Genomic DNA, 21566 nt, shown 5'->3' on the forward strand with positions numbered 1-21566 from the left:
CACCAACCGGTCGGCCAGTGCATCGTATACCGGGTCGCTACTACTCGCCACATCGTGACGCAAGTCAAGCGCATAGGTTGTAGTCAGCGTCTCGACCACGTTGTCATCAATCGCCTGCACCGTGACCGTTTGCGCCGTATTCCAGTTCGTCGGCGTAAAGGTCAACGTCAGCGTCGGCTGACCGTTCAGCAGCAGTTGACCACTGCTCCCCACCAGCGGCGATGCCGCGCTTACCAGCTCCGGCGTAATAGTGATCGTTACTGCGGCTAACGGACGGGTTGCCAGACGCACCGTATAGCTCGCCGCTGCACCGCCCTCGGCCACCGTCAGGCTGGTTGGCGTGATGAGCAAGCCAGCGCTGTCGTTCTCCTGCACCACCACCCGCACTAGCCGGTCGGCCAGTGCATCGTACACCGGGTCACTGCTACTGGCCACCTCGTGCCGCAGATCGAGGTCGTAGGTCGTGGTCAGCGTCTCGACCACGTTGTCATCAATCGCCTGCACCGTGACCGTTTGCGCCGTATTCCAGTTCGTCGGCGTAAAGGTCAACGTCAGCGTCGGCTGACCGTTCAGCAGCAGTTGACCACTGCTCCCCACCAGCGGCGATGCCGCGCTTACCAGCTCCGGCGTAATGGTGACCGTTACATTCGCCAGAGGTTGGCTTGCCAGACGCACCGTATAGCTCGCCGCTGGCCCACCCTCGGCTACCGTCAGGCTGGTTTGGCTAAGGATAAGGGCAGCGTTATCGTTTTCGATGATCGTCACCGGCAACAACGATGGTGGAAGCGCGTTGTACATCGCATCACCGGCGCTGGTTGCAGTATGACGTAGGTGAACAAGATAGGTCGTGGCCGGATCGAGCGCTTCATCGATCTGGTCATCGATCACTTGCACATTAACAAGCTGTGGCGTATTCCAATTATCTGGCGTGAACGTCAGAGTCAGGGTTGCCGAGCCATTGAGACGAACCTGATCATTACTTCCGATCAATGGCGAAGGTGGTACAACAATTTCGGGTGTAATAGTGATTGTAACCGGTGCAACAGGACGACTATTGAGACGAACGCTATACGAAGCAGTTGCCCCTTCATTCAGTGTCAGATTCGCCGGTGTTAGCACAATACCGGCCAGATCGTTATCAATGACAGTGACTGCAACATTCGCTGTCAGGCCATTGTAGAAGGTATCGGTACTACTTGCGCTATGCGTAATCTGCACAACCTCGCTGATACCTTCATCAATGTCATCATCGAGAGCCTTTACACGCACTGTTTGAAAAACATTCCAGTTGGTTGGAGTAAAGAACAGAGTTATCGGTGCCGGTGTGGTCTGGCCATCAAGTAAGACCTGTGTTGACGGTGTAATAGTCACGACCACATTTGCTGTTGGCTGCGTTGCCAGACGCACGGTATAACTTACCGCTGGCCCACCTTCGGCTACTGTCAAACTGAAGGGTAAGGTGACAATAGCCGCCACATCGTTGTCGGCGATCCGCACGCTCAGCACAGGCAGACTCAAGCCCTGATAGAAGGGATCGGTACTAGTTGCCGTATGACTCACCGATCCCGGATGAGGGGTTGCCTCGGCAATCCGATCATCGATCGCCTGCACAGTCACTGTTTGCGGAGCGGCCCAATTATCCGGCGTAAAGATGAGAGTTGGGGGTATTGTCGTTACCTGAACGCCGGTAAGCGTAATCGTCACCGGTGCTGTCGGACGGCTGTTCAATCTAACGGTATAGGTACCATCTGGGCCACCTTCGGCTACATCAACAACCGACGGTTGGACAACGATACCGGCCTGATCGTTATCCTGGATGGTGAGCGCATGGGTATCTGGTGAACCGATCGTGGCATTAACCGCCGATGTAAGCCGAACAATGACCGTCTCATCAGCTTCATCTTCAGGATCGTCAATAATCGGGATCAGTAAACGGGCAGCACTGGCTCCTGCCGGTATCACAATTGTGCCCGCACGGAGACCGTGATCGTCTAGAGAGGCTGTACCGGTGACGGTATAACTCACCTGGGCATCAACCGCCGAGACCGGCTCCAGGCGGATGGTCACGGCAGCCAGACCATCACCTTCATCTATGATACCGGCAGCACTGACAAAACGGACTACTGGTGGTGGACTGGTATCGACAATCGTAACAGTTGCAGTACCGGGAATACCGATAAAACCACCTTCTGGATTGAGTAAGCGTAGTCTGAATGTCTCGGCAGGTTCGTAGAGGTCATCGGCGATGATACGAACGGTAAATGTTTTTTGCTGTTCACCGACTGCAAAAACTAACACCCCATTGGTAGGGAGATAATCGACATCGGGCAATGCACTACCGGCAATCGTTTCATACCGCACGCGCACCGTCTGCTCGGCAGGCGAGCCAAGGCGAACCGTTACCGTCAAGGTACCTGCATTTTCATTGACGCTTATATTCTCATTAGCAAAAAAGAGGATTGACTCGCCAGGGCGCGGGGTCGGGGTACTGGTTGGTACCGGTGTTGCTGTCCGCGTTGGCGTGGCAGTACTTGTCGGTATCGCGGTAACGACACGAGTTGGCGTCACTGTTGGCGTTGCCGTAGCAGTACGGGTTGGCGTCGCCGTGGGTGATGGTAGTGACGTTGGTGGCGGTGGTGGCGGCGGAGGTGGAGAAGTTACAATCGGCGTTGGGGTCAACGTTGGCAATGGAGTGCGCGTAGGCGGTACTGTGCGAGTAGGTGTGGCCGTCCGGGTCGGGGTCGCGGTTGGCAATGCGGTCGGTGTATTTGTCGGAGTCGGAGTAGGGGTACGGGTAGCTGTTGGCGTGGAGGTCGCCGTAGCAGTCGGTGTGGCAGTCGGCGTAGGTGTTGCGGTGGGCACCTCGATAACCACAACCGGTACGTCCTCTATCTGATCAGGTTCAGGGGTCTGTACTGGAGTTGGACTCTCATCAGGTACAATGATACTGGGATTAATCGGTGGCAATTGCAGCCCACCACCCCAGGGACTGTAATCAACCCGACCAGTATTGAAATCACCACTAAACCACTCCATACGTGGGGCGACCTGATTGATCATCAGATTGATGACCAACGAAATCAACCCCAACAGGAGGAGGAGCGCAGCGAGAATCAGCCAGGGTAACGGTTGTTGCCAACGATCATACCTAAGCAGCCGATTCCATGCGGGTTGCCGGTTTTTCAGGAGTGGTGGTATCATCGGCGTACCGTAATGTAAAGAAGAATGTACTGCCCTGTCCTGGTGTGCTTTCGACGCCAATCGTGCCACCCAAGCGCTCGATCAGTTGCTTACAAATCGCCAGACCAAGCCCAATACCGCGTTCACTCGAGTTAATCCCTTCGTTAACCCCTTCACCGCGGAAAAAGCGCTCAAAGATTTGCTCGTGGAGATGATGCGGTATCCCGCGACCGGTATCACTTACCTCAATGCGTAGCGCATCGCGTTGGGGAATGGCACAAACCGTAATCCTTCCGGTGTCGGTATACCGCCGCGCATTATCGAGCAATTGAAGCGTGATAGTACGTACATGCTCGGCGTCGGCCAGCACTTTTGGCAACTTCTTCGGCAGCTCAACTTCGAGCTGTAATCCTTTCGCTTTAATCGGCCCACGAACCTGCCAAATTGCATCTTCAATCGGCGGTTGTACATCGATAGGCTCGATAACAGACCTAAGTGTTCCGGAGTCGAGATTAGCAATGGTGATTGCATTGCTAATCAGCGTCGTCATATTATTTGCCTGCAAGCGAATGGCTTCCACAAAAGATTTCTGTTCATCAGCGAGCGGACCGGCCAGACCACGCGCCAGGAGATCAGCATTTCCGCGAATCACCGTTAGCGGTGTACGCAATTCATGCGAAATCGTACCGATAAAGTTTGTCTTTGCCCGATCAACCATCACCTCCTTGGTGAGATCTTGCAGGATGGCGACATAGCCCAACAAGTGGCCGTTATCCTCACGCACTTCGGCCACTGAAAGTCGGATAATATAATTGCCAAGCGAATACAGATCGTGCGCCCGTTGATCACCAAACCCAGGTACACCTTCGGTCAATGGCGTAAGTGGCAAGTCACTCAAGCGTTTGGGAAAAGAAGCATCTTCTGCCAGGCCAAGCAAGCGACGGGTTGCGCGGTTGATTGAACGAATTTCACCCTGAACATCGGTAAAAATAATACCGTCAGTAATACTCTCGACAATTGCCGCCCGTTGGCGCGCCTCAGCCCGCACCTTAGCAATAAGCTCAACCAGAGAATCGGTCATGCGGTTAAAATGTCGCGCCAGCTCGCCGATCTCATTTTGAGAAGATACTCGTGCGCGCCGCTGAAGATCACCGTCCACAATTGCACGAGCAGTTTCTGCCAACTCCTCAAGCGGTCGCGTAATGCGTTGAGTGACCCACAAGCCAATGACAGCGATCGTCAACCCCAGGCCAAGCGTCACGACTGCCAACAGTGGACTAATGTTATTCCACGACAGCAGTACTTCTTCCCGAGCACGAACAGTCGCCAGAATACCAACCCGACTACCACGGATCGTTAACGGCACGTATGCCAATTGATATTCCTTACCATCAATGGTTTCAACGGTAAAGAGTGATTGTCCGTATAGGTCAGCATTCTTTTCTATCAGTTTTGTCACCACATCCGATCTCAACGATGGTGGCCGAACAAGACTACTAAATGTGCTGGCGATAGTCGCGCCGTCCTTATCGTATAGGATAATCCCATCCAGTCGTGCCTGTTTGAGCATCTCATTGAGCAGTTTATCGAGCCGATTGGCTACAATCAGCCCGCCAACCACCTCTTCACCCTGGCGTACTGGTGTGATAGTAGCCAGATACACTGTTTGCGTATTGCTAAATTGGATCAGACCGGCATACTTGTCACCGCGTTCGTCGGCTTTACCCTGTAAAACAAGGGAAGTGAACCAGGCACTGCTAAGGTCAGATGAAGCATGGGTGATATACTCGTTGTTGGTTGCCTCAGGTAGACGCTCGAAATCGGCGATAGTGCGGCCATCACGGCCAAAGGCGATCAAGCGATCAAGGCGGACATCAATTCGTTGGATACCCTGACGAAAGAATGGATCAAGCGCTCTGCGCAAACCGTCGCGATCGTCGGACGCAAAGGCTTCAGCAACAGCCGGCGCATTAATACTGTCGTTCCGCTGGGCAAAAGCGACTTCGCGCAAAAAACTAAGGTTAGCCTGTTCTTGTACAAAAAAAGTATCGTTGACCGTCCTGGTTGCTGCGGCTAACTCATTATCAAAACGATCTTGTTGCTGCCGGGCAAGGAAAAACGCAACAATTGATAGGCCCACGATGGCGACTAAGACCGCGAGGACGAGGAAGGGGCCAATGATCTGATATTTGAGTTGGCTTTGCAGCTCCTTTATTAGCCGCCTCATAACAACCTACCCGGCACAAGGAGGTCTGTCGTTGATCAGCGAAAAGGATGTGAGTCACAGGAATTGTTCCATCGGTCCCAATCATGAACAGGCTCACAAACTCTAGCGCTCACCAATAGTATAAGACAGGTTGTTGCGCTTGCGAATACCTTTTTAATGGCAAATGGTTAACAGTTTATTTATATAGGCACATAAAGCTATTAATACAATCGGTAATAGTACAATCTGGCGTATGAGATGTTATTATCTGCATGAAAGCCAGCTTTTGCTGTATCAGTACTCTTGCAAACAACCGTGCTATAATACCGATGTATTGTGGTATTCATCCGTTATTCATCTTTACAGAACGCATGCATCTACACTTTCTTGGTACCGGTACATCAATGGGAGTTCCCGTAATTGGCTGCGATTGCCCAATCTGCACCTCATCGGATCCTCGTCATCACCGATTACGTACCTCGGCCCTGGTGCGAAGCCACGGTTTACATATTCTCATCGATGTCGGTCCCGATTTTCGGATGCAAGCGCTACGAGCAAACCTGCGTCGCATCGATGCGGTACTACTTACCCATGCCCATTTCGACCACGTCGCCGGTATCGACGACCTGCGTCCATTCTGTATGCGCCAGGGAACGCTGCCAATCTACGGGAGTGCACAAACGCTGGCTGATGTACGGCAACGCTTTGCGTATGCCTTCGATGACACTTCCCAAGGCTCCTCGCGCCCGTCGATTACCCTTCATACGATTGAGGGGCCTTTTCAGATCGGGCCTTTGACGGTACTTCCGCTTGCCATTCCCCATGGCACCTGGACGATTACTGCCTATCGGATCGGACCATTGGGCTATGTCACCGATGCCAGCGCTATTCCGCCGGCGGCTATGGAGGCCCTCCGCGGTGTGCAAGTGCTGGTGCTCAATGCGTTACGTGCAGAACCACATCCAACCCACCTCTCGATTGCTGAGGCAGGTGAAGTTGCCCGAATAATTGGTGCTCCACGTACATTTCTCGTCCATATGACGCATACGGTCGATTATCGGGCCGATTATGGTCTACCTTCGGGCGTTACCTTTGCTTACGATGGGCTTGAAATTGAAATCTAAAAACCGAGATGATTCGATTTGCTATTGATGCGCGGTTGCATGCTTACCGGCAAGGCGGTATTACCCACTATACACGTAGCCTGATCAAGGCTATGATCCCCTTGCTGGCAGACGATGAGGAGCTACTTGTCCTTGAACACGTGCGATCCCGCATCCCGCTGGTACCAATCGCACGTCGTACACATCTGTTGACCCCACCGCATCATCGTCTTGAGCAAATCTGCTTACCGATTGAAATCACGCTCCGTCGTCCCACGCTGTTGCACAGTCCCGATTTTATTCCACCCTTCTTACGCCCCTGCCCGGCAGTCATTACGATCCACGACCTGGCCTTTCTGCACTTTCCGGAGATTCTCGACCAGGCAGCGCGACGTTATTACGGTCAGATTCAGCGCGCTGCAACTAGTGCCGAGGCCATTATCACCATCTCACAGGCAACGCGGGATGACATTATTGATCGCCTTGGCGTTCCACCGGAACGGATTACGGTTATTTACGCGGCAGCCGATGAGCGGTTTCAGCCATGGTCATTACCGCCTGGTGCTACGCGAACCATTGATGGGAAAACACTCACTGCCGATACCTTTATGCTCTTCGTCAGCACGATTGAACCACGCAAAAATATTCCTACGCTGTTGCGCGCACTACGCATTTGTTGCGACCGTAGACCATCTACCAACTATCACCTGGTGTTAGCCGGGGCACGAGGCTGGCTTGATCAACCAATTCTGGAACTGATCGGTGAGCTAGGTCTAAGTGACCGCATTACACGGGTCGGTTTTGTTGGCGGCGATGATCTGCACTGGTTATATGCAGCCTGTCGTCTTTATCTCAACCCGTCGCGCTATGAAGGGTTTGGGCTACCGGCGCTCGAGGCTCTGGCCTGCGGCGCACCGGCCATTGTCTCTGATACCAGCAGCTTCCCTGAAGTCGTTGGTGATGCAGCCTGGCTGGCGCCACCTCTTGATCCGATTGCCTGGGCCGACCTGATCGAGCACCTCTGGCACGATGAAGCAACAAGACGCGATCTCGCTCGACGTGGGCCACAACAGGCTGCCCGCTTTTCGTGGACAACAGCGGCCAGGCAGACCTTACACCTCTACCGACAAGTGATCGGACGAGATGAGTAACAATCAACTCGGATGAGACAAACTTTGCTGAAGCAGGGTCGCACCGGAACAGAGCCGGTAGGACAACCGCGTCGGTCATCCTACCGGCAGGAACCGTTCAGATCAAAGGACACGTCTCACTCGTACCGCTCATCCAAATCAGCCTGGAGCAGGGGATGCAAATGTGTTGCCGCTAACCAGGCCTCGATGCCTACCGGCGGTGAAATACCTCGTTCGGAAATAATCCCAGTCAGCAGATCGAGTGGTGTGCGATCGGCATAGGCGGTATGCACCGTAATACCTGGGGGCACATCTGACCAGACCTGATGCGACACCATCGGAAACTGTTGGGGTAAGCGGTACCCTGGCGGTAATAGCTTCTCACTTGAACAAAGCGTATAAAACGGCACACTCATCGCGTGGGCTGCCAGAGCCAGCGGGTACGTACCCACGCGGTTGATTAAACCTTCACTCCCGATCAAATCAGCCCCGACCAAAACAAGATGACACTGCGCAACGTGTGTAGCCGCCGAAGCATCGGTTATCAAGGTCGTGTGAATACCACTGGCTGCTAATTCTCCGGCTAACATACGGCCCTCGCCAATCGGCCGACTCTCGGTACAAATCACCCGCGGCCGACGACCGGCGCGTTGAGCGTGGCGCAATGCGGCACGTACTGTTGTACTCCGACCAATTGTCAAAATAACAGCTTCTTCACCGATCAAACGCAACGTCGTTTCAGCAATTGCTGCCTCATGCACATGGAGACGACGACGAAAGTCGTTTGTCGTTTCATCAACAAAACGCAACGCCGTTTCACAATCGGTTGCTTCTTCTAACCGCCAGAGCAAACCGTTAACCAGATTCACCAATGGCGCCATCGTTGGGTGGCTACGAATTAATGCTCGCCCAACGGTCAGAATCTCACGTTGCACATCGGCGTGATCGGCCATCGGACGACTACGTACTGCCCGTGCCAGAATCCCCGCACACTTTTGGGCAATTTCCACTGCGCCTGAGACCGTATCGGACGCAATCTCGGCAACGGATCGGGCGATAAATGGATCCATGGGATTTCCTGTACCGGTATTCAATGTATCTGATAATGCCCACCTGTCGAATCTTACCATAGGACAATCAGGCGGTGCTGAGAAGAATCAATCCGTTCGCCGGGGAGGGAGATTACGCAACAGTTCAGCCAGTTGCGGAATTGAAAAGGGCTTAGAAAGCAATCTACCGTGTAGTTGCTCTTTCTGATGAGGTTTGAGGGTACTCAGCGTGTCACCACTGATAAAAATGATACGCTCAGCTAGATGCGGATATGAACGCCGAATCTCTTCGCTTAGATCGAAACCGCTCTTCTGGGGCATTCGGAGATCGGTTATCACCAGGTCATACGGATGGGTTGCTAATTCACGAAGCGCAGAATCAACATCGCTCACCACTGTAGTTTGATGACCAAGTTCGCCAAGCAAGCGCTGAAGCATGCGGAGTACTGGTTCCTCGTCATCGACGACCAGTACTCGTTGTTGCGGGCCACTCTCGGCATCAGTCGCTGTCGCTGTCGACGATGGCGTTGGGGCACCAGCCGATGCCTCAACAATCGGGAGGCGAATAAAAACGGTTGTCCCCACCCCTTCGCGACTCTCGATCCAGATTTGCCCCTGATGTTCCTGAATGATGCCGTAGCAGATAGAAAGACCTAAACCGGTACCCTGACCGACCGGCTTGGTCGTAAAGAATGGATTAAACACCTTATCGAGATATTGAGCAGGAATACCAATACCGTTATCAGAGATAGAAACTTCAATATACCGACCATCAGCCGCTTCGTAACGTCTAGTACGTATCGTCAGAATACCCGAACCACGCTCGTTCATAGCCTGACGGGCATTGGTGATCAGATTGAGTAACACTTGCTGTAATTGATGGGGATCGGCAACCGTCGATGGCAATTCAGGATCGAGATCGAGTTGAACCGTAATATTATCAACGCGCAACTGATAAGCTTGCAGGGCCAATGTACTCTGGATGACTTCGTTGATCTGAGTTGCCAGACGTTCAGGTTGATGTTCACGGGCAAACATCAGCAAATTCCGCACGATACGCCCAGCACGCTCGGCCTGTTGCCGGATCTGTTCAAGATCGGCGCGAATCTCCTCGTTGAGTGTGCGATTGCGCAGCAGTAATTGGGCATAGCCTGAAATACTCGTCAGCGGATTATTAAGCTCATGGGCTACACCGGCTACCAGTTGACCAAGCGCCGACAATTTATCAGACTGAATAAGCTGTTGTTCCAACCGCCGACGCTCAGTCAGATCACGCCCAATACAGACAATCATCGGTTGATCGTTAGCATCAAGCCGCTGAGCGTTTAGCTCAACCGTTGCCAACTCATACGCTGTCCGCTGCAACGAGATGGTGAATGGTGGCTGGGGCAACCCTTGTGCAACACGCTGTAGTGCCTGAGCAATTGTCGGCCATTCCTGTGGTAAACACCAACGCTGTAACGGCTGACCGACCAAATCATCAGGCGTCATGGCAAGAATCTGCGCGCTACGCTGGTTACCGCTGATGATTCGCCAATTGGTATCGAGGAGCAACACCATATCAGACGCATTAGCAAAGATTGTTCGATAACGCGCCTCGCTACTCTGAACTGCCTGATACAGTCGCGAGTTTTCAAGTGCAATTGCTGCGTAGTCGGCCAGCGCAGCCAGTAAATACTGGTCACTATCACTGAAAGCTCGAGTACTCCGCCGATTATTGACCACCAGCACACCGATAATCCGATCACCTACTTGCAACGGTGTCTGCAACGTCGCCTGCACAACCATGGTCGCCGTAATGGCAATCGGTTCGTCGGTCATTCCTCGATGCAAGCGCAACGATTTACCACTCCGCACCACCTGACCGACAAGCGAATCGGCGACTGGAAGACGCAGCCGGTCAAGCGACTCCACTGCTACATTCCGCAGAGCGAGCGGTATCAATTCATGCTTTTGCTCGACATACTGAAAGAGTATCCCTTCATCGGCCTGCGTCATGTACACTGCTGCTTCGACGATTCGATCAAGCAGTTGACGCTGATCCATCAATGTCGTCACCGACTTACCAACGCGAGTCAAAACGGTCAACTCTTGCACGCGCTGCTGCAAGAGCTGGAGTAAGCGATCACGTTCCCGTTGCAAACGACGTTCCCGCAACGCCTGATCGATAACTTCACGGGCTTCGTTATCGGAAAACGGCTTGATCAAGTAATTACGAGCACCGAGCCGAAATGCCTCAACGGCTATCATCTCGGAACCGTGGGCAGTCATCAAAATAACCGGAACATCAATCCCTTCTTGTGTTAAGATGCGTAGAAAATCAAGCCCGTTCATATCGGGCAGTTGGAGATCGAGCAAGATCAAATCTGGCAAACGAGCGCGCAACCGTTCAAGACCGCTCTTCGCAGTAAGCGCAATTGCCGCTCGATAGCCAAGTTCTGGAAGCACCGTCTGCGCCAGCATCCGGCTGACGTGCTCGCTATCATCAATAACAAGGATCTCTTCCATGGTGAAGAGCCTGAGTGTATCTTAGTACGAATTAGGACGTCGGTTTGGTGATAATTAGCAAGTTTCAACAGCCGACTCTAGGGTAAAATTGTACACGGAAGCTACGCTTACTGCAACCTTGTAAAGGATAACCATGGAAGCGGAGACACGGCGAGTTGTCACGACGCTCGGTGATATTAATGTCGATCTCGGCTTTTTGTTGCCGCACTTTCCCCGCGAAGGCGACGACAACCCGGCAATGGCCGTTCATTGGGGTGGGGGAGGTGCCGGGCTGAACATGGCAGTGGCAGCCGGGCGGCTGGGTGCAATCCCGTATGTTATTGGTCGGGTGGGTAACGATCTGGCCGGCTCATTTGCATTGCAGATAGCACGTATGCATGGGGTGCAGGTCAGCGCTGTACAGGTTGATCCTGGTGCAACCACTGGCTTGTGCGGCGTGATTGTTACTCCTGGCGGGCAGCGTAGCTTTCTCAGCTTTCGTGGAGCCAACGTCTTCTGTGACACATCGACCATTACCCCGTCATTGATCCGCTCAAGCCGATTACTGCTGGTTGGCGCCCATGCATTGCTTGACGATCCACAGCGCTCAACCGCACTACAGGTAATGGAGATGGCGATTGAGCAGGGGTGTCCAATCGTTCTTGATCTTTGCTTACCGGCAATTCGAGTCGCACGCCGCTTGATCGTTCGTCTCTTACCACAGTTGTGGTTGCTAACGATGAATGAAGACGAATTGCGGGTACTATTACCAGGACAAAGCATCGCCCAGGCCATCGATAGTTTAATTGGGGCCGGCGTCCACCACGTGGCCATTAAACGTGGTGCCCAGGGGTGCAGTGTCGCCAACAACGAGGGGCGACGGCTTGATGTCCTACCTCCTGCCGTGCCAGTCGTGGATACAACCGCGTGTGGTGATGCGTTTAGTGCGGCGTATGCGTGGGGTCTGACTCACGGTCTCGATCTCTCGCAAAGTGCGACACTCGCGAATCTTGTCGCTGCCCTGACTGCCACTCGTCACGGTGCTGTGGAAGCAATTCCTGCTACCGATGAGATTCGTAATCGATTGAGCGACACGATTGTCAATCGACTCTGGCCATCTGGCTCATAGGTAAAGTAAGGAGCTTGTTGATGCCACCACTCTGGAAAGAACAACTTGATCGCTGGCGATTACGCGATCTCCGCGAAATCTTTCGTACTGCCAAGCCGATTATCGGGATGGTCCACTGTTGGCCATTACCCGGTGCCCCTGGCTATACCGGTTACGGAATGCAAACCATTATTGATCACGCCATCCGTGATGCCGAAGCACTGGCTGAAGGTGGATGCGACGGGTTGATCGTCGAAAATATGTGGGATATTCCCTTTCGAGCTGGCCCACACGTGCAACCAGAGAGTATTGCCGCACAGGCGGTCGTAGCCTACGCTGTGCGCCAGGCTGTCCCCGAATTACCGCTCGGTATCAATCTGGTTCACAACGGTGGGGTATCTCTGTTGGGAATTGCGATTGCTGCTGGTGCCAGCTTTATTCGCGTCTGTATGTTCACCGGTGCCGGAGTCTGGGATGCCGGCAGTTGGGATGAAGGCTGCGCTGCCGATCTGATGCGCCGACGCAAGGAGTTGCATGCAGAGTCGATCAAGATTTTTGCCGATGTAGATAAAAAACATTCAGTCCGCTTTCCGGGTATCGATCTGGCAACACACATCGAATGGACGCGCTTTTTCGGTGCTGATGCCCTCATTATCTCTGGTCGGATGACCGGTGATGCGCCGGATATAGCTAAAGTACAACAGGCCCGCGCACTGGCCGGTGATACCCCTATCCTCCTCGGTAGCGGTACTAACGAACAGAATATTGCCGCTTTTATGCAGGTGGCTGATGGTGTCATTGTGGGTAGTAGTATCAAACAGGATGGTGATATTGCCAATCCGGTTGATGTTGCGCGAGTACGGCGATTTGTCGCAGCGGCTCGTCAGAGCGGATAGGGTGCGTCAGAGGAATAAGGATAGCCCATCTCCGGCAGAGCACTGCCATTCGGGGCGGCTGAATAGTACTTTTGAACTATTTGTCAATAGTACCATTCTCAATGCGCGATAGGACTATCACCCTATTGCGGGGATGGCTGTTACCAGCTATGATGAGGAAGGACGGTAAAATATTTTCACATTTTGCTTCTACCGTTCCGTCTGTTCAGGCTGTTAGCAGGCGTGGCAAGGTATAGCTACCGTCAACCTATCATTTAGCTAACGTTCTACCTTCAATCAGCCAGACATTGTTGCACCGTTCTTACCTGTAGACTCTTGCTACGACAAAGAGATTTTCATCTTACAGTACGTTGTTCGGTAAATCAATCAACAGCCTGAACAAATTACACACCCCGCTTGTTTGCGGGGTGTTTTATTTGGGAAAGGAATGAACAATGAGCGTGGTTCTGGCGGCCACTCATCATGACCCCGATGGACGACTCTACCAACAGATGGTGCGCACCTTTACAGCACTGAAACTGTACTTTGATGGGATCGCGGTGCTGCTCACGCCCACCAGTGTGCCAATGACGCGATCCTGGCTGGAACGGGCGGAAATTGCGCTGAAGGTAGCGCCGATGAACGAACCAATTGGTCATTTACATCTTGGGCGCTGGCGACGTGGGGCAGTCGAGGTAGCATTACAGGAATTTCCCACTGCCGATTGGTTTTTGTTTTGTGATCTTGATCGAGTTCTGCACTGGATCGAATACTGGCCTGATGAACTGCGCATCATGCTCGATGATCTGTTGGCAGCCGATGTGACGGTCTTTGGACGCACGCCAAGGGCACTCGCCACTCATCCACAAGCGCAGGTCGCCACCGAATCGTTGGTGAATGAGGTTTTTCGCCGCACTACCGGACAAGCCTGGGATGTGATGGCCGCTGCCCGTGGCTTATCGCGACGCGCCGCAACACTAATTACCACCGCCAGTCGTGATGATAGTATTGGCGCCGATTGCACCTGGCTGTTACTGGCCCAACAGTCAGGTCTGACGCTGACGTACCGTGCGACAGAGGGGTTAGAATTCGAGACCCTAGATCGCTATGCTGATGAGGTGGCTGTCTTGGGGAGTGCGCAGGCGTGGCGCGATCGATTTGATGCCGATCCAAGGAATTGGTTGATGCGGATCGATCTGGCACGGACTGCAATTGCGGCGCTGATTGAAAACAGGTGATGGAGCCGCTAGGGGTGTGATACCGTGAGGACGCGGCGATGCCTCGGTTCCGGCCATACACTGTATCACGCGGGCCAGAGGCCCGCGCACCCAGCTAACCACAGACCGATCTGCTGAAGACGGAATTAGGGGCCGTTGCGGCCAGAGGCCCGCGTACCCGAGGTGGGAGCAATGTGATGGAGATGCACCAACTGATAGGCTCCGGCCATACGCCGCCTCACGCGGGCCAGAGGCCCGCGCACCCAGCTAACCACAGACCGATCTGCTGAAGACGGAATTAGGGGCCGTTGTGGCCTGAGGCCCGCGCACCCCAGGTGGGAGGAATGGGATGGAGATGCACCAACTGATAGGCTCCGGCCATACGCCGCCTCACGCGGGCCAGAGGCCCGCGCACCCAGCTAACCACAGAACCTTGCGTCGTATCGCTCCGTTCGTTCACCGGTAAGGAGCCAGTGTAGCATCAGAGGGCGGAATTTCTGAAAACCCCTGTGCTAAACACCTATTTTTAGGCATCGTAGTACATCATAAACTCGTAAGGATGGGGCCGCAGAGCTAGACCAACAGCCTCTTTGCGCTTGGCTTCGATGTATGTCTCTAGCAGATCGGTGGTAAAGACATTACCTTTGAGCAAGAAGTGATAATCTTGTTCAAGAGCATCGAGCGCTTCGGTCAGTGATCCGGGCGTACTGCGAATATCCCCCTTCTCTTCAGGTGACAGCTCGTAGATGTCTACGTCGAGTGGTGGTGGCGGTTCGATCTTGTTCTGGATACCGTCAAGACCGGCCAACAACATTGCAGAAAAGGCCAGGTAGGGGTTACACATCGCATCAGGCGCTCGGAACTCAATACGGCGTGCTTTCGGCGATGAACTGTAGGTCGGGATACGGATGGCCGCCGAGCGGTTACGCATTGAATAGACTAGATTGATCGGCGCCTCGAAGCCCGGTACCAGACGGCGGTAGCTATTGGTGGTCGGGGCACAGATTGCCAGTAATGCTGGTGCGTGCTTGAGAATACCACCGATGTAATACTGCGCTGTCTTCGACAACAGCGCATATTGGGTCTCATCGAAGAAGAGGGGTTCACCATCTTTCCACAGGCTTTGGTGCGTGTGCATGCCTGAACCGTTATCGCCAAAGATCGGTTTGGGCATAAAGGTAGCACTGTAGCCGTGAGCACGTGCGACATTGCGGACAATGTACTTGTATTTCTGTACCTTGTCGGCCATATTGACCAGCGAGTCAAAACGCATGTCGATTTCGCACTGACCGGCAGTTGCTACCTCGTGATGGTGCAGCTCAATTTCGATCCCGATTTCCATCATTTTCAGAATCATTTCCGAGCGAATATCCTGGAGGGTATCGGTGGGAGGTACCGGGAAATACCCCTCTTTGTGACGGATGCGATACCCTTTGTTGCCACCGGGCACCTCAGCACCGGTATTCCAGACCGCTTCCGGGCTGTCGATGTAGTAGAAGCCCTGGTTAGCACTCTGGCCAAAACGAACATCACTGAAGAGGAAGAATTCCGCTTCTGGCCCAAAGTAGGCAGTGTCGGCAATACCCGTTGTCTTCAGGTAAGCTTCCGCCTTCTTTGCCACGGTGCGCGGATCGCGTGTGTAGGGCTGGCGAGTAATGGGATCGATAATATCACAAATGAGTACCAGGGTCGGTACGCTGAGGGTCGGATCAATGAACGCTGTTGACGGATCGGGCACCATCAGCATATCGCTCTCGTTGATCGCCTGAAAGCCCTTAATTGACGACCCATCGAAGCCCAGGCCCTCGCGGATCATATCTTCGGTTAAGCGAGACGCTGGCAGTGAATAGTGCTGCCACCCGCCGAAAAGATCGGTAAAACGGGTGTCAACAATCTGAATTCCTTTGGCTTTGATCAGTTCGATTACGCCTTTTGCATCCATCGCCATGAGAGTCTACTCCTTGCTTTACTAGAACGAACGCGGTCCCTAGAACGAACATGGTCCTTAAACAGGGAACGACGCCGTGGCATGTATATGACCAGCGGCGTCGTATTCCTTACTGTTAATGGTTTGGGAAGCAGATGATTCGCGACAAGCGTGGCAGGCAACAGACCTGGTATGTAACCGAATTCTTCCGACAAAACGCAACACTGCTGAAGTCGAAACGAAAACGGTTTCTCAAGCCACCCCAATGTTGGCCATTGCGCCTACGCAGGCAGCGTGCAACATCTGCACCTATCTTTAGTGTACTAACTGAGGATGGGTATTGCTACGGTAAGAGGGTACAATCCTTGCGCTAAGAGGATTGGATGCTTTGTCTAAAGGAGGTCTAAACTGCTCCAACAACCTGGTTGTACGGCTAGAAACCATCGTTTGCCACATCAGTAGGGGCGGGTTGTGAACCCGCCCCTCGCTGACACGGCATCTTTTCGACTTCACGACAGCGGATCAATCAACGTTGGCGGCTTGTCGTTGCCATTCCCATTCTCTTCAGGGTCTTCAACTGACAGAGCAGCAACCCGATCACCGGTGGCCACATTCACTAGCGTTACTCCCTGGGTTGCCCGCCCAAGCCGCGAAACCTCGCTGGCGCTGATGCGCATGACCATACCGCTAGTGGTGATGAAGGTAAGCAACGAATGATCGTGCACGACCGCAGCAGCCGCAACCTCATCTTCGTTGCGAAGCCTGATAGAAATCACCCCACCAGTCGCCCGGCCCTTGACCGGATACTCAGAGAGAGCGGTACGCTTGCCGATCCCACGAGCAGTGACCACCAGCAGATCGGCGCCTTCTTCAGCCAGATCCATGCTGACCACGCGATCACCCTCGGCCAAATTAATACCGATCACGCCGGTTGCTGGACGACCCATCGGTCGCACTTCACTCTGCTCGAAACGGAGCGTCTGACCACGAGCCGTAGTTAGTAAGATGTCTTCGTGGCCGTGACTGACACGAACCCATCCCAATACATCGCCCTCTTCAAGGCCGATGGCAATCAGACCGTTCGAGCGTACTTGGCTATATTCACGCAACTGCGTTCGCTTGATTTTGCCGCGTACCGTTGCCATTACCAGATACTCAGCATCAAACTCACGCACGGCCAGCATCGAAGTAACTTGCTCACCCGGTTCGAGTGACACCAGGTTGACCAGGGGTAACCCTTTGGCAGTCCGTGAACTATCAGGAACTTCATGCGCTTTCAGTTGATACACTTTTCCACGGTCGGTAAAAAAGAGCAGGTTATCGAGCGAATTACAGGTGAGCAGGTGGCGCACGATGTCTTGTTCACGGGTGAGCATCCCCTTAATTCCCCGACCACCACGACGCTGAGTACGGTAGACATCGGGCAACTGGCGTTTGATATAGCCCCGGTCGGTCAGCGTGATCATCACCCGCACGTCGGGAATCAGATCTTCATCACTCACTTCGCCGGTCACATCGGGAATAATGCGTGTGCGCCGTGGATCACCATATTTTTCCTTAAGACGGGTGAGGTCTTGCTGGATGAGATGTAACACCTTCCGTGGATTAGCCAGAATATCTTCCAGCTCGGCGATAAGCTTGATCACCTCTTGATACTCATCCTCAATCTTCTTACGTTCAAGCGCAGCCAAGCGGCGCAGTTGCAGATCAAGAATCGCCTGAGCCTGGCGTTCGGTAAGCGAGAAGTTACTCATCAGATTATTCCGTGCGCTCTCGGCAGTCCGTGAGTCGCGGATGGTCTGAATGATCGCGTCTAGATTATCGAGCGCAATCTTCAACCCTTCCAGAATATGAGCACGTTCACGGGCACGGGCCAGATCGAACTCAGTGCGTCGGCGAATCACCTCTTGCCGGTGGGTGATGTACTCTTGCAGCAACCGTTTGAGAGTCAGCACGCGAGGCTGGCGGCCATGCTCAACGAGTGCCAACATGTTAATCCCAAAGGTGGTTTGCATCTGGGTATGCTTATAGAGTGCGTTAAGCACCTTCTTGGGTTGAGCATCTTGTTTCAGCAAAATGACCAGCCGCATACCGTTGCGGTCACTCTCATCGCGGACATCGCGAATCCCCTCGATCTTTCGATCCTTGACCAACTCGGCAATACGCTCCTGGAGACGTGCTTTGTTGACCTGGTAGGGAAGTTCAGTGACCACGATCATGAAAGCCCCACGTCCGGCCTCTTCGATGTGGGTTTTTGCCCGTAACGTGATCTGGCCGCGACCGGTACTGTAAGCAGCTAGAATGCCCTCGGTGCCCAAGATAAGGCCGGCGGTCGGAAAGTCTGGACCGGGAATAATCTTCATTAACTCCTCAACCGTGGCATCTGGATGATCGATCAGGTAACTGATCGCATCACAGAGTTCATTGAGGTTGTGTGGCGGGATATTCGTTGCCATGCCAACGGCAATCCCAGAGGCACCGTTAAGAAGTAAATTGGGCAAAATTGCCGGCAAGACGACCGGTTCGCGGTAGCTGCCGTCGAAATTATCACGAAAATCGACCGTATCTTTCTCAATCTCACTCAACAACTCTTCAGCAATAGGCGCCAAACGGGCCTCGGTATATCGCATAGCGGCAGGAGGATCGCCGTCGATTGAGCCAAAATTCCCCTGACCGTCGATAAGCGGGTAGCGCATACTCCACGGCTGCGCCATACGGGCCAGGGCATCGTAGACAGCACTGTCGCCATGAGGGTGCATCTTACCGAGTACATCACCGACAATACGGGCACTCTTTTTGTAGGGCTGATTGCTTCGGAAGCCCATATCCCACATACCGTAGAGAATGCGGCGTTGTACCGGTTTTAAGCCGTCGCGTGCATCAGGCAGGGCACGCGAAACGATGACGCTCATCGCGTAACTGAGGTAGGCCGTCCGCATCTCGTTGGTAATGCTGACGGGCCGAACGATGCCGATTTCCATTGTTTGCTCCGTTAGATTGGTTTTAGCGCATTCTTATGCGATGTTCGCCATTTGACATTATACCCGATCCGTGAGGTTCTGTCCAATAAAAGTCGAAAATTTGTTCGACGCCGACGACTATGTTACAATTCTGACAGGAACATCTATCAAAAAGGAGGAGGCATGAGTGCCGGATCACGTCCCTTGAATCGACTGGCACACGAATCCAGTCCGTATCTGCAACAGCACGCCGATAATCCGGTTGACTGGTACCCGTGGGGAGAAGAGGCGCTTGAGCGCGCCCGCCGTGAAGACAAGCCGATCCTGGTCAGTATTGGCTACGCTGCCTGCCATTGGTGCCATGTTATGGCGCATGAAAGTTTTGCCGACCCTGAGATAGCAGCAATTCAAAACGAACATTTTATCAACATTAAGGTTGACCGTGAAGAACGACCCGATCTTGATGCCATTTATATGGCAGCAGCACAAGCTCTGACCGGACGTGGTGGCTGGCCGCTCAATGTCTTTTGTCTACCTGATGGGACACCGTTCTACGCCGGCACCTATTTTCCTCCTGACGCAAAGGCAGCACGGTACCGAATGCCCAGTTGGCGACAGGTGTTGCTCTCGATTGCCGAAGCTTATCGATCCCGGCGTGCCGAAGTCACAGCTTCAGCGCACGAGCTGCTCGATCATATCAGGCTCCTGGCTCGTCCACTTCCGGAGACTGCCCCGCTCGATGAGGCGTTGCTGACCACCGCTGCTGCTCAGATTGGGCGTGAGTTTGATCACCAGTACGGTGGTTTTGGTGACGCGCCTAAGTTTCCCCAGCCGTTGATACTTGAGTTTTTATTACGTGCCCACCTGCGCGGTGATGTTCAGGCTCTGCCGATGCTCCACCAGACGCTCGAGCAGATGGCACGCGGTGGGATGTATGATCAGGTTGGGGGAGGGTTTCACCGCTATAGTGTTGATGACCGCTGGCTGGTACCACATTTTGAGAAGATGCTCTACGATAACGCGCTGTTGGCCGAGATCTACCACCTGGCGGCGCTGGTTACCGGTGATCCGTTCCTCGCCCGCATTGCCGACGAGACCTTCGCCTATCTCCTGCGCGATCTACGCCATCCTGATGGTGCATTCTTTAGCAGCGAGGATGCCGATAGCTTACCGATAGCAGGGGCTGCCCATGCCGAGGAAGGTGCGTTTTATGTCTGGACGCCTGATGAATTGCGTATCGCTCTCGGCGACGATGCAACGCTGGTTGGAGCCTATTATGGGGTAACGCGCCAGGGAAATTTTGAAGGTCGCTCGATTTTACACGTGCCACGTCCGGCAGCCGCAGTCGCGGCGATGCTCGGTGTGTCGGTCAAGCGGTTGGAGGAGACGGTAGCACGTGCACGTCCACTCTTGCGTGCTTTCCGCGAGCGACGACCACGCCCATTTCGTGATGAAAAGATTATTACCGCCTGGAATGCACTGGCAATCCGGGCACTGGCGGTCGCGAGTGCGCGAGTACCGGAATATCTGGGGTTTGCCCGCCAGTGCGTCGATTTTCTCTTGACAAATCTGCGGCGTGCTGATGGTCGATTACTACGAAGCTGGAAGGACGGGCGACCGGGGCCGACTGCGTTCCTCGAAGATTATGCACTACTCTGTGATGCGTTGATCGACCTGCATGCGGCCAGTGGTGAAACACAGTATCTGGCAATTGCCGTTGAACTGGCCGATGCGCTGCTCGATCTCTTTTGGGATGATCAGGCCGGCATGTTCTTTGACACCGGTCGCGATCAACCGGCATTGGTAACTCGCCCACGTGATCTGAGCGACAACGCAACACCGTCGGGTTCATCAGCAGCGGCCTACGCACTGCTGCGACTCTACGCAATAACCGGGCGAGAGCTGTATATGACACGTGCCCGGCAAGTACTGGAACAAGCGACACCAATGTTGAAGCGCTTTCCGCTTGGCTTCGGTCGAATGTTATGTGCAGCCGATATTGCGATTGGCCCAACCCGTGAACTGGCAATTATTGGCCCGTCTGATCATCCGCAAACTCAGGCACTGGTTGCGGTGGCCCGTGCGGCATACCGGCCACGCCTGGTCATTGCACGAGCGATGCCCAATGATCCGATGACGTTGCTCAGCCCCCTGCTCAGCGGACGCACGATGATTGACGGTCATCCTACCGCCTATCTCTGTGAGCAGTTTGCCTGTCAGTTACCGGTGACAACCCCTGAAGCACTCCAGGCACAATTGGGTTGAGCGTAAGAACCAGACAGACGACAATCGGGGCGGGTTGAGAACCTGCCCCTAACGTGGTG

12 protein-coding genes and 1 pseudogene are annotated in these 21566 nt (G+C 53.8%); 6 read left to right on the forward strand and 7 right to left on the reverse strand.

Annotated features, from left to right (window positions below; genetic code table 11):
- The 3 genes and pseudogenes from JE47_RS0110765 to JE47_RS0110770 form a co-directional block, all read right to left on the reverse strand.
- Positions 1 to 3201 (reverse strand): Calx-beta domain-containing protein (locus JE47_RS0110765; protein ID WP_031459763.1); only part of this gene is annotated, 3201 nt, incomplete at its 3' end.
- A complete protein-coding gene (locus JE47_RS22530; RefSeq protein ID WP_411278399.1) occupies positions 3149 to 3550 on the reverse strand; it encodes a sensor histidine kinase in 402 nt (133 codons plus the stop codon). The genes JE47_RS0110765 and JE47_RS22530, both read right to left, overlap by 53 nt.
- A gap of 141 nt (positions 3551 to 3691) precedes the next feature.
- Positions 3692 to 5407 (reverse strand): annotated as a pseudogene (locus tag JE47_RS0110770) (HAMP domain-containing protein); the annotation flags it as partial.
- Between the two features lie 350 nt (positions 5408 to 5757).
- Between JE47_RS0110770 and JE47_RS0110775 the strand changes: the two are divergent.
- Both JE47_RS0110775 and JE47_RS0110780 read left to right on the forward strand, forming a co-directional pair.
- Entirely contained in the window at positions 5758 to 6510 is a 753-nt protein-coding gene (locus JE47_RS0110775) for an MBL fold metallo-hydrolase (RefSeq protein ID WP_031459765.1), read from the forward strand.
- 8 nt (positions 6511 to 6518) lie between these two features.
- On the forward strand, positions 6519 to 7640 hold the full coding sequence (locus tag JE47_RS0110780; RefSeq protein WP_031459766.1) for a glycosyltransferase family 4 protein: 1122 nt from the start codon (positions 6519 to 6521) through the stop codon (positions 7638 to 7640).
- A 116-nt stretch (positions 7641 to 7756) separates the two neighbouring features.
- Here the strand turns inward: JE47_RS0110780 and JE47_RS0110785 are convergent, their stop codons facing one another.
- Both JE47_RS0110785 and JE47_RS0110790 read right to left on the reverse strand, forming a co-directional pair.
- Entirely contained in the window at positions 7757 to 8689 is a 933-nt protein-coding gene (locus tag JE47_RS0110785) for a translation initiation factor eIF-2B (protein WP_031459767.1), read from the reverse strand.
- 87 nt (positions 8690 to 8776) lie between these two features.
- Positions 8777 to 11176 (reverse strand): hybrid sensor histidine kinase/response regulator, encoded by a 2400-nt coding sequence (locus JE47_RS0110790; RefSeq protein ID WP_031459768.1) that lies wholly within the window; start codon positions 11174 to 11176, stop codon positions 8777 to 8779.
- 133 nt (positions 11177 to 11309) lie between these two features.
- Here JE47_RS0110790 and JE47_RS0110795 point away from each other — a divergent pair, with 133 nt between their 5' ends.
- The 3 genes from JE47_RS0110795 to JE47_RS0110805 all read left to right on the forward strand — a co-directional run bounded on the left by JE47_RS0110795 (position 11310) and on the right by JE47_RS0110805 (position 14376).
- Positions 11310 to 12284, forward strand: a complete 975-nt coding sequence (locus JE47_RS0110795; RefSeq protein WP_031459769.1) for a carbohydrate kinase family protein — start codon at positions 11310 to 11312, stop codon at positions 12282 to 12284.
- 20 nt (positions 12285 to 12304) lie between these two features.
- Complete coding sequence (locus JE47_RS0110800; RefSeq protein ID WP_031459770.1) at positions 12305 to 13159, forward strand: BtpA/SgcQ family protein; 855 nt, start codon at positions 12305 to 12307, stop codon at positions 13157 to 13159.
- Between the two features lie 434 nt (positions 13160 to 13593).
- Entirely contained in the window at positions 13594 to 14376 is a 783-nt protein-coding gene (locus JE47_RS0110805) for a hypothetical protein (RefSeq protein WP_031459771.1), read from the forward strand.
- 505 nt (positions 14377 to 14881) lie between these two features.
- On the opposite strand, the gene glnA is transcribed toward JE47_RS0110805, so the two are convergent.
- On the reverse strand, positions 14882 to 16303 hold the full coding sequence (gene glnA, locus JE47_RS0110810; protein WP_031459772.1) for a type I glutamate--ammonia ligase: 1422 nt from the start codon (positions 16301 to 16303) through the stop codon (positions 14882 to 14884).
- Positions 16304 to 16791: 488 nt separating this feature from the next.
- Entirely contained in the window at positions 16792 to 19263 is a 2472-nt protein-coding gene (gyrA, locus tag JE47_RS0110815) for a DNA gyrase subunit A (protein ID WP_031459773.1), read from the reverse strand.
- Between the two features lie 162 nt (positions 19264 to 19425).
- Between gyrA and JE47_RS0110820 the strand changes: the two genes are divergently transcribed.
- Entirely contained in the window at positions 19426 to 21507 is a 2082-nt protein-coding gene (locus JE47_RS0110820; RefSeq protein WP_031459774.1) for a thioredoxin domain-containing protein, read from the forward strand.
- The last annotated feature ends 59 nt before the right edge of the window (positions 21508 to 21566 follow it).

Origin of the sequence: Chloroflexus sp. MS-G, assembly GCF_000735195.1 — a bacterium.
Lineage (GTDB): Bacteria > Chloroflexota > Chloroflexia > Chloroflexales > Chloroflexaceae > Chloroflexus.

Coding starts and splice junctions, on each gene's coding strand:
- JE47_RS0110795 (WP_031459769.1), top strand. CDS start 11,310: ATGGAAGCGGAGACACGGCGAGTTGTCACGACGCTCGGTGATATTAAT.
- JE47_RS0110800 (WP_031459770.1), top strand. CDS start 12,305: ATGCCACCACTCTGGAAAGAACAACTTGATCGCTGGCGATTACGCGAT.
- JE47_RS0110775 (WP_031459765.1), top strand. CDS start 5,758: ATGCATCTACACTTTCTTGGTACCGGTACATCAATGGGAGTTCCCGTA.
- JE47_RS0110805 (WP_031459771.1), top strand. CDS start 13,594: ATGAGCGTGGTTCTGGCGGCCACTCATCATGACCCCGATGGACGACTC.
- JE47_RS0110785 (WP_031459767.1), bottom strand. CDS start 8,689: ATGGATCCATTTATCGCCCGATCCGTTGCCGAGATTGCGTCCGATACG.
- gyrA (WP_031459773.1), bottom strand. CDS start 19,263: ATGGAAATCGGCATCGTTCGGCCCGTCAGCATTACCAACGAGATGCGG.
- JE47_RS0110820 (WP_031459774.1), top strand. CDS start 19,426: ATGAGTGCCGGATCACGTCCCTTGAATCGACTGGCACACGAATCCAGT.
- JE47_RS0110780 (WP_031459766.1), top strand. CDS start 6,519: ATGATTCGATTTGCTATTGATGCGCGGTTGCATGCTTACCGGCAAGGC.
- glnA (WP_031459772.1), bottom strand. CDS start 16,303: ATGGCGATGGATGCAAAAGGCGTAATCGAACTGATCAAAGCCAAAGGA.
- JE47_RS0110790 (WP_031459768.1), bottom strand. CDS start 11,176: ATGGAAGAGATCCTTGTTATTGATGATAGCGAGCACGTCAGCCGGATG.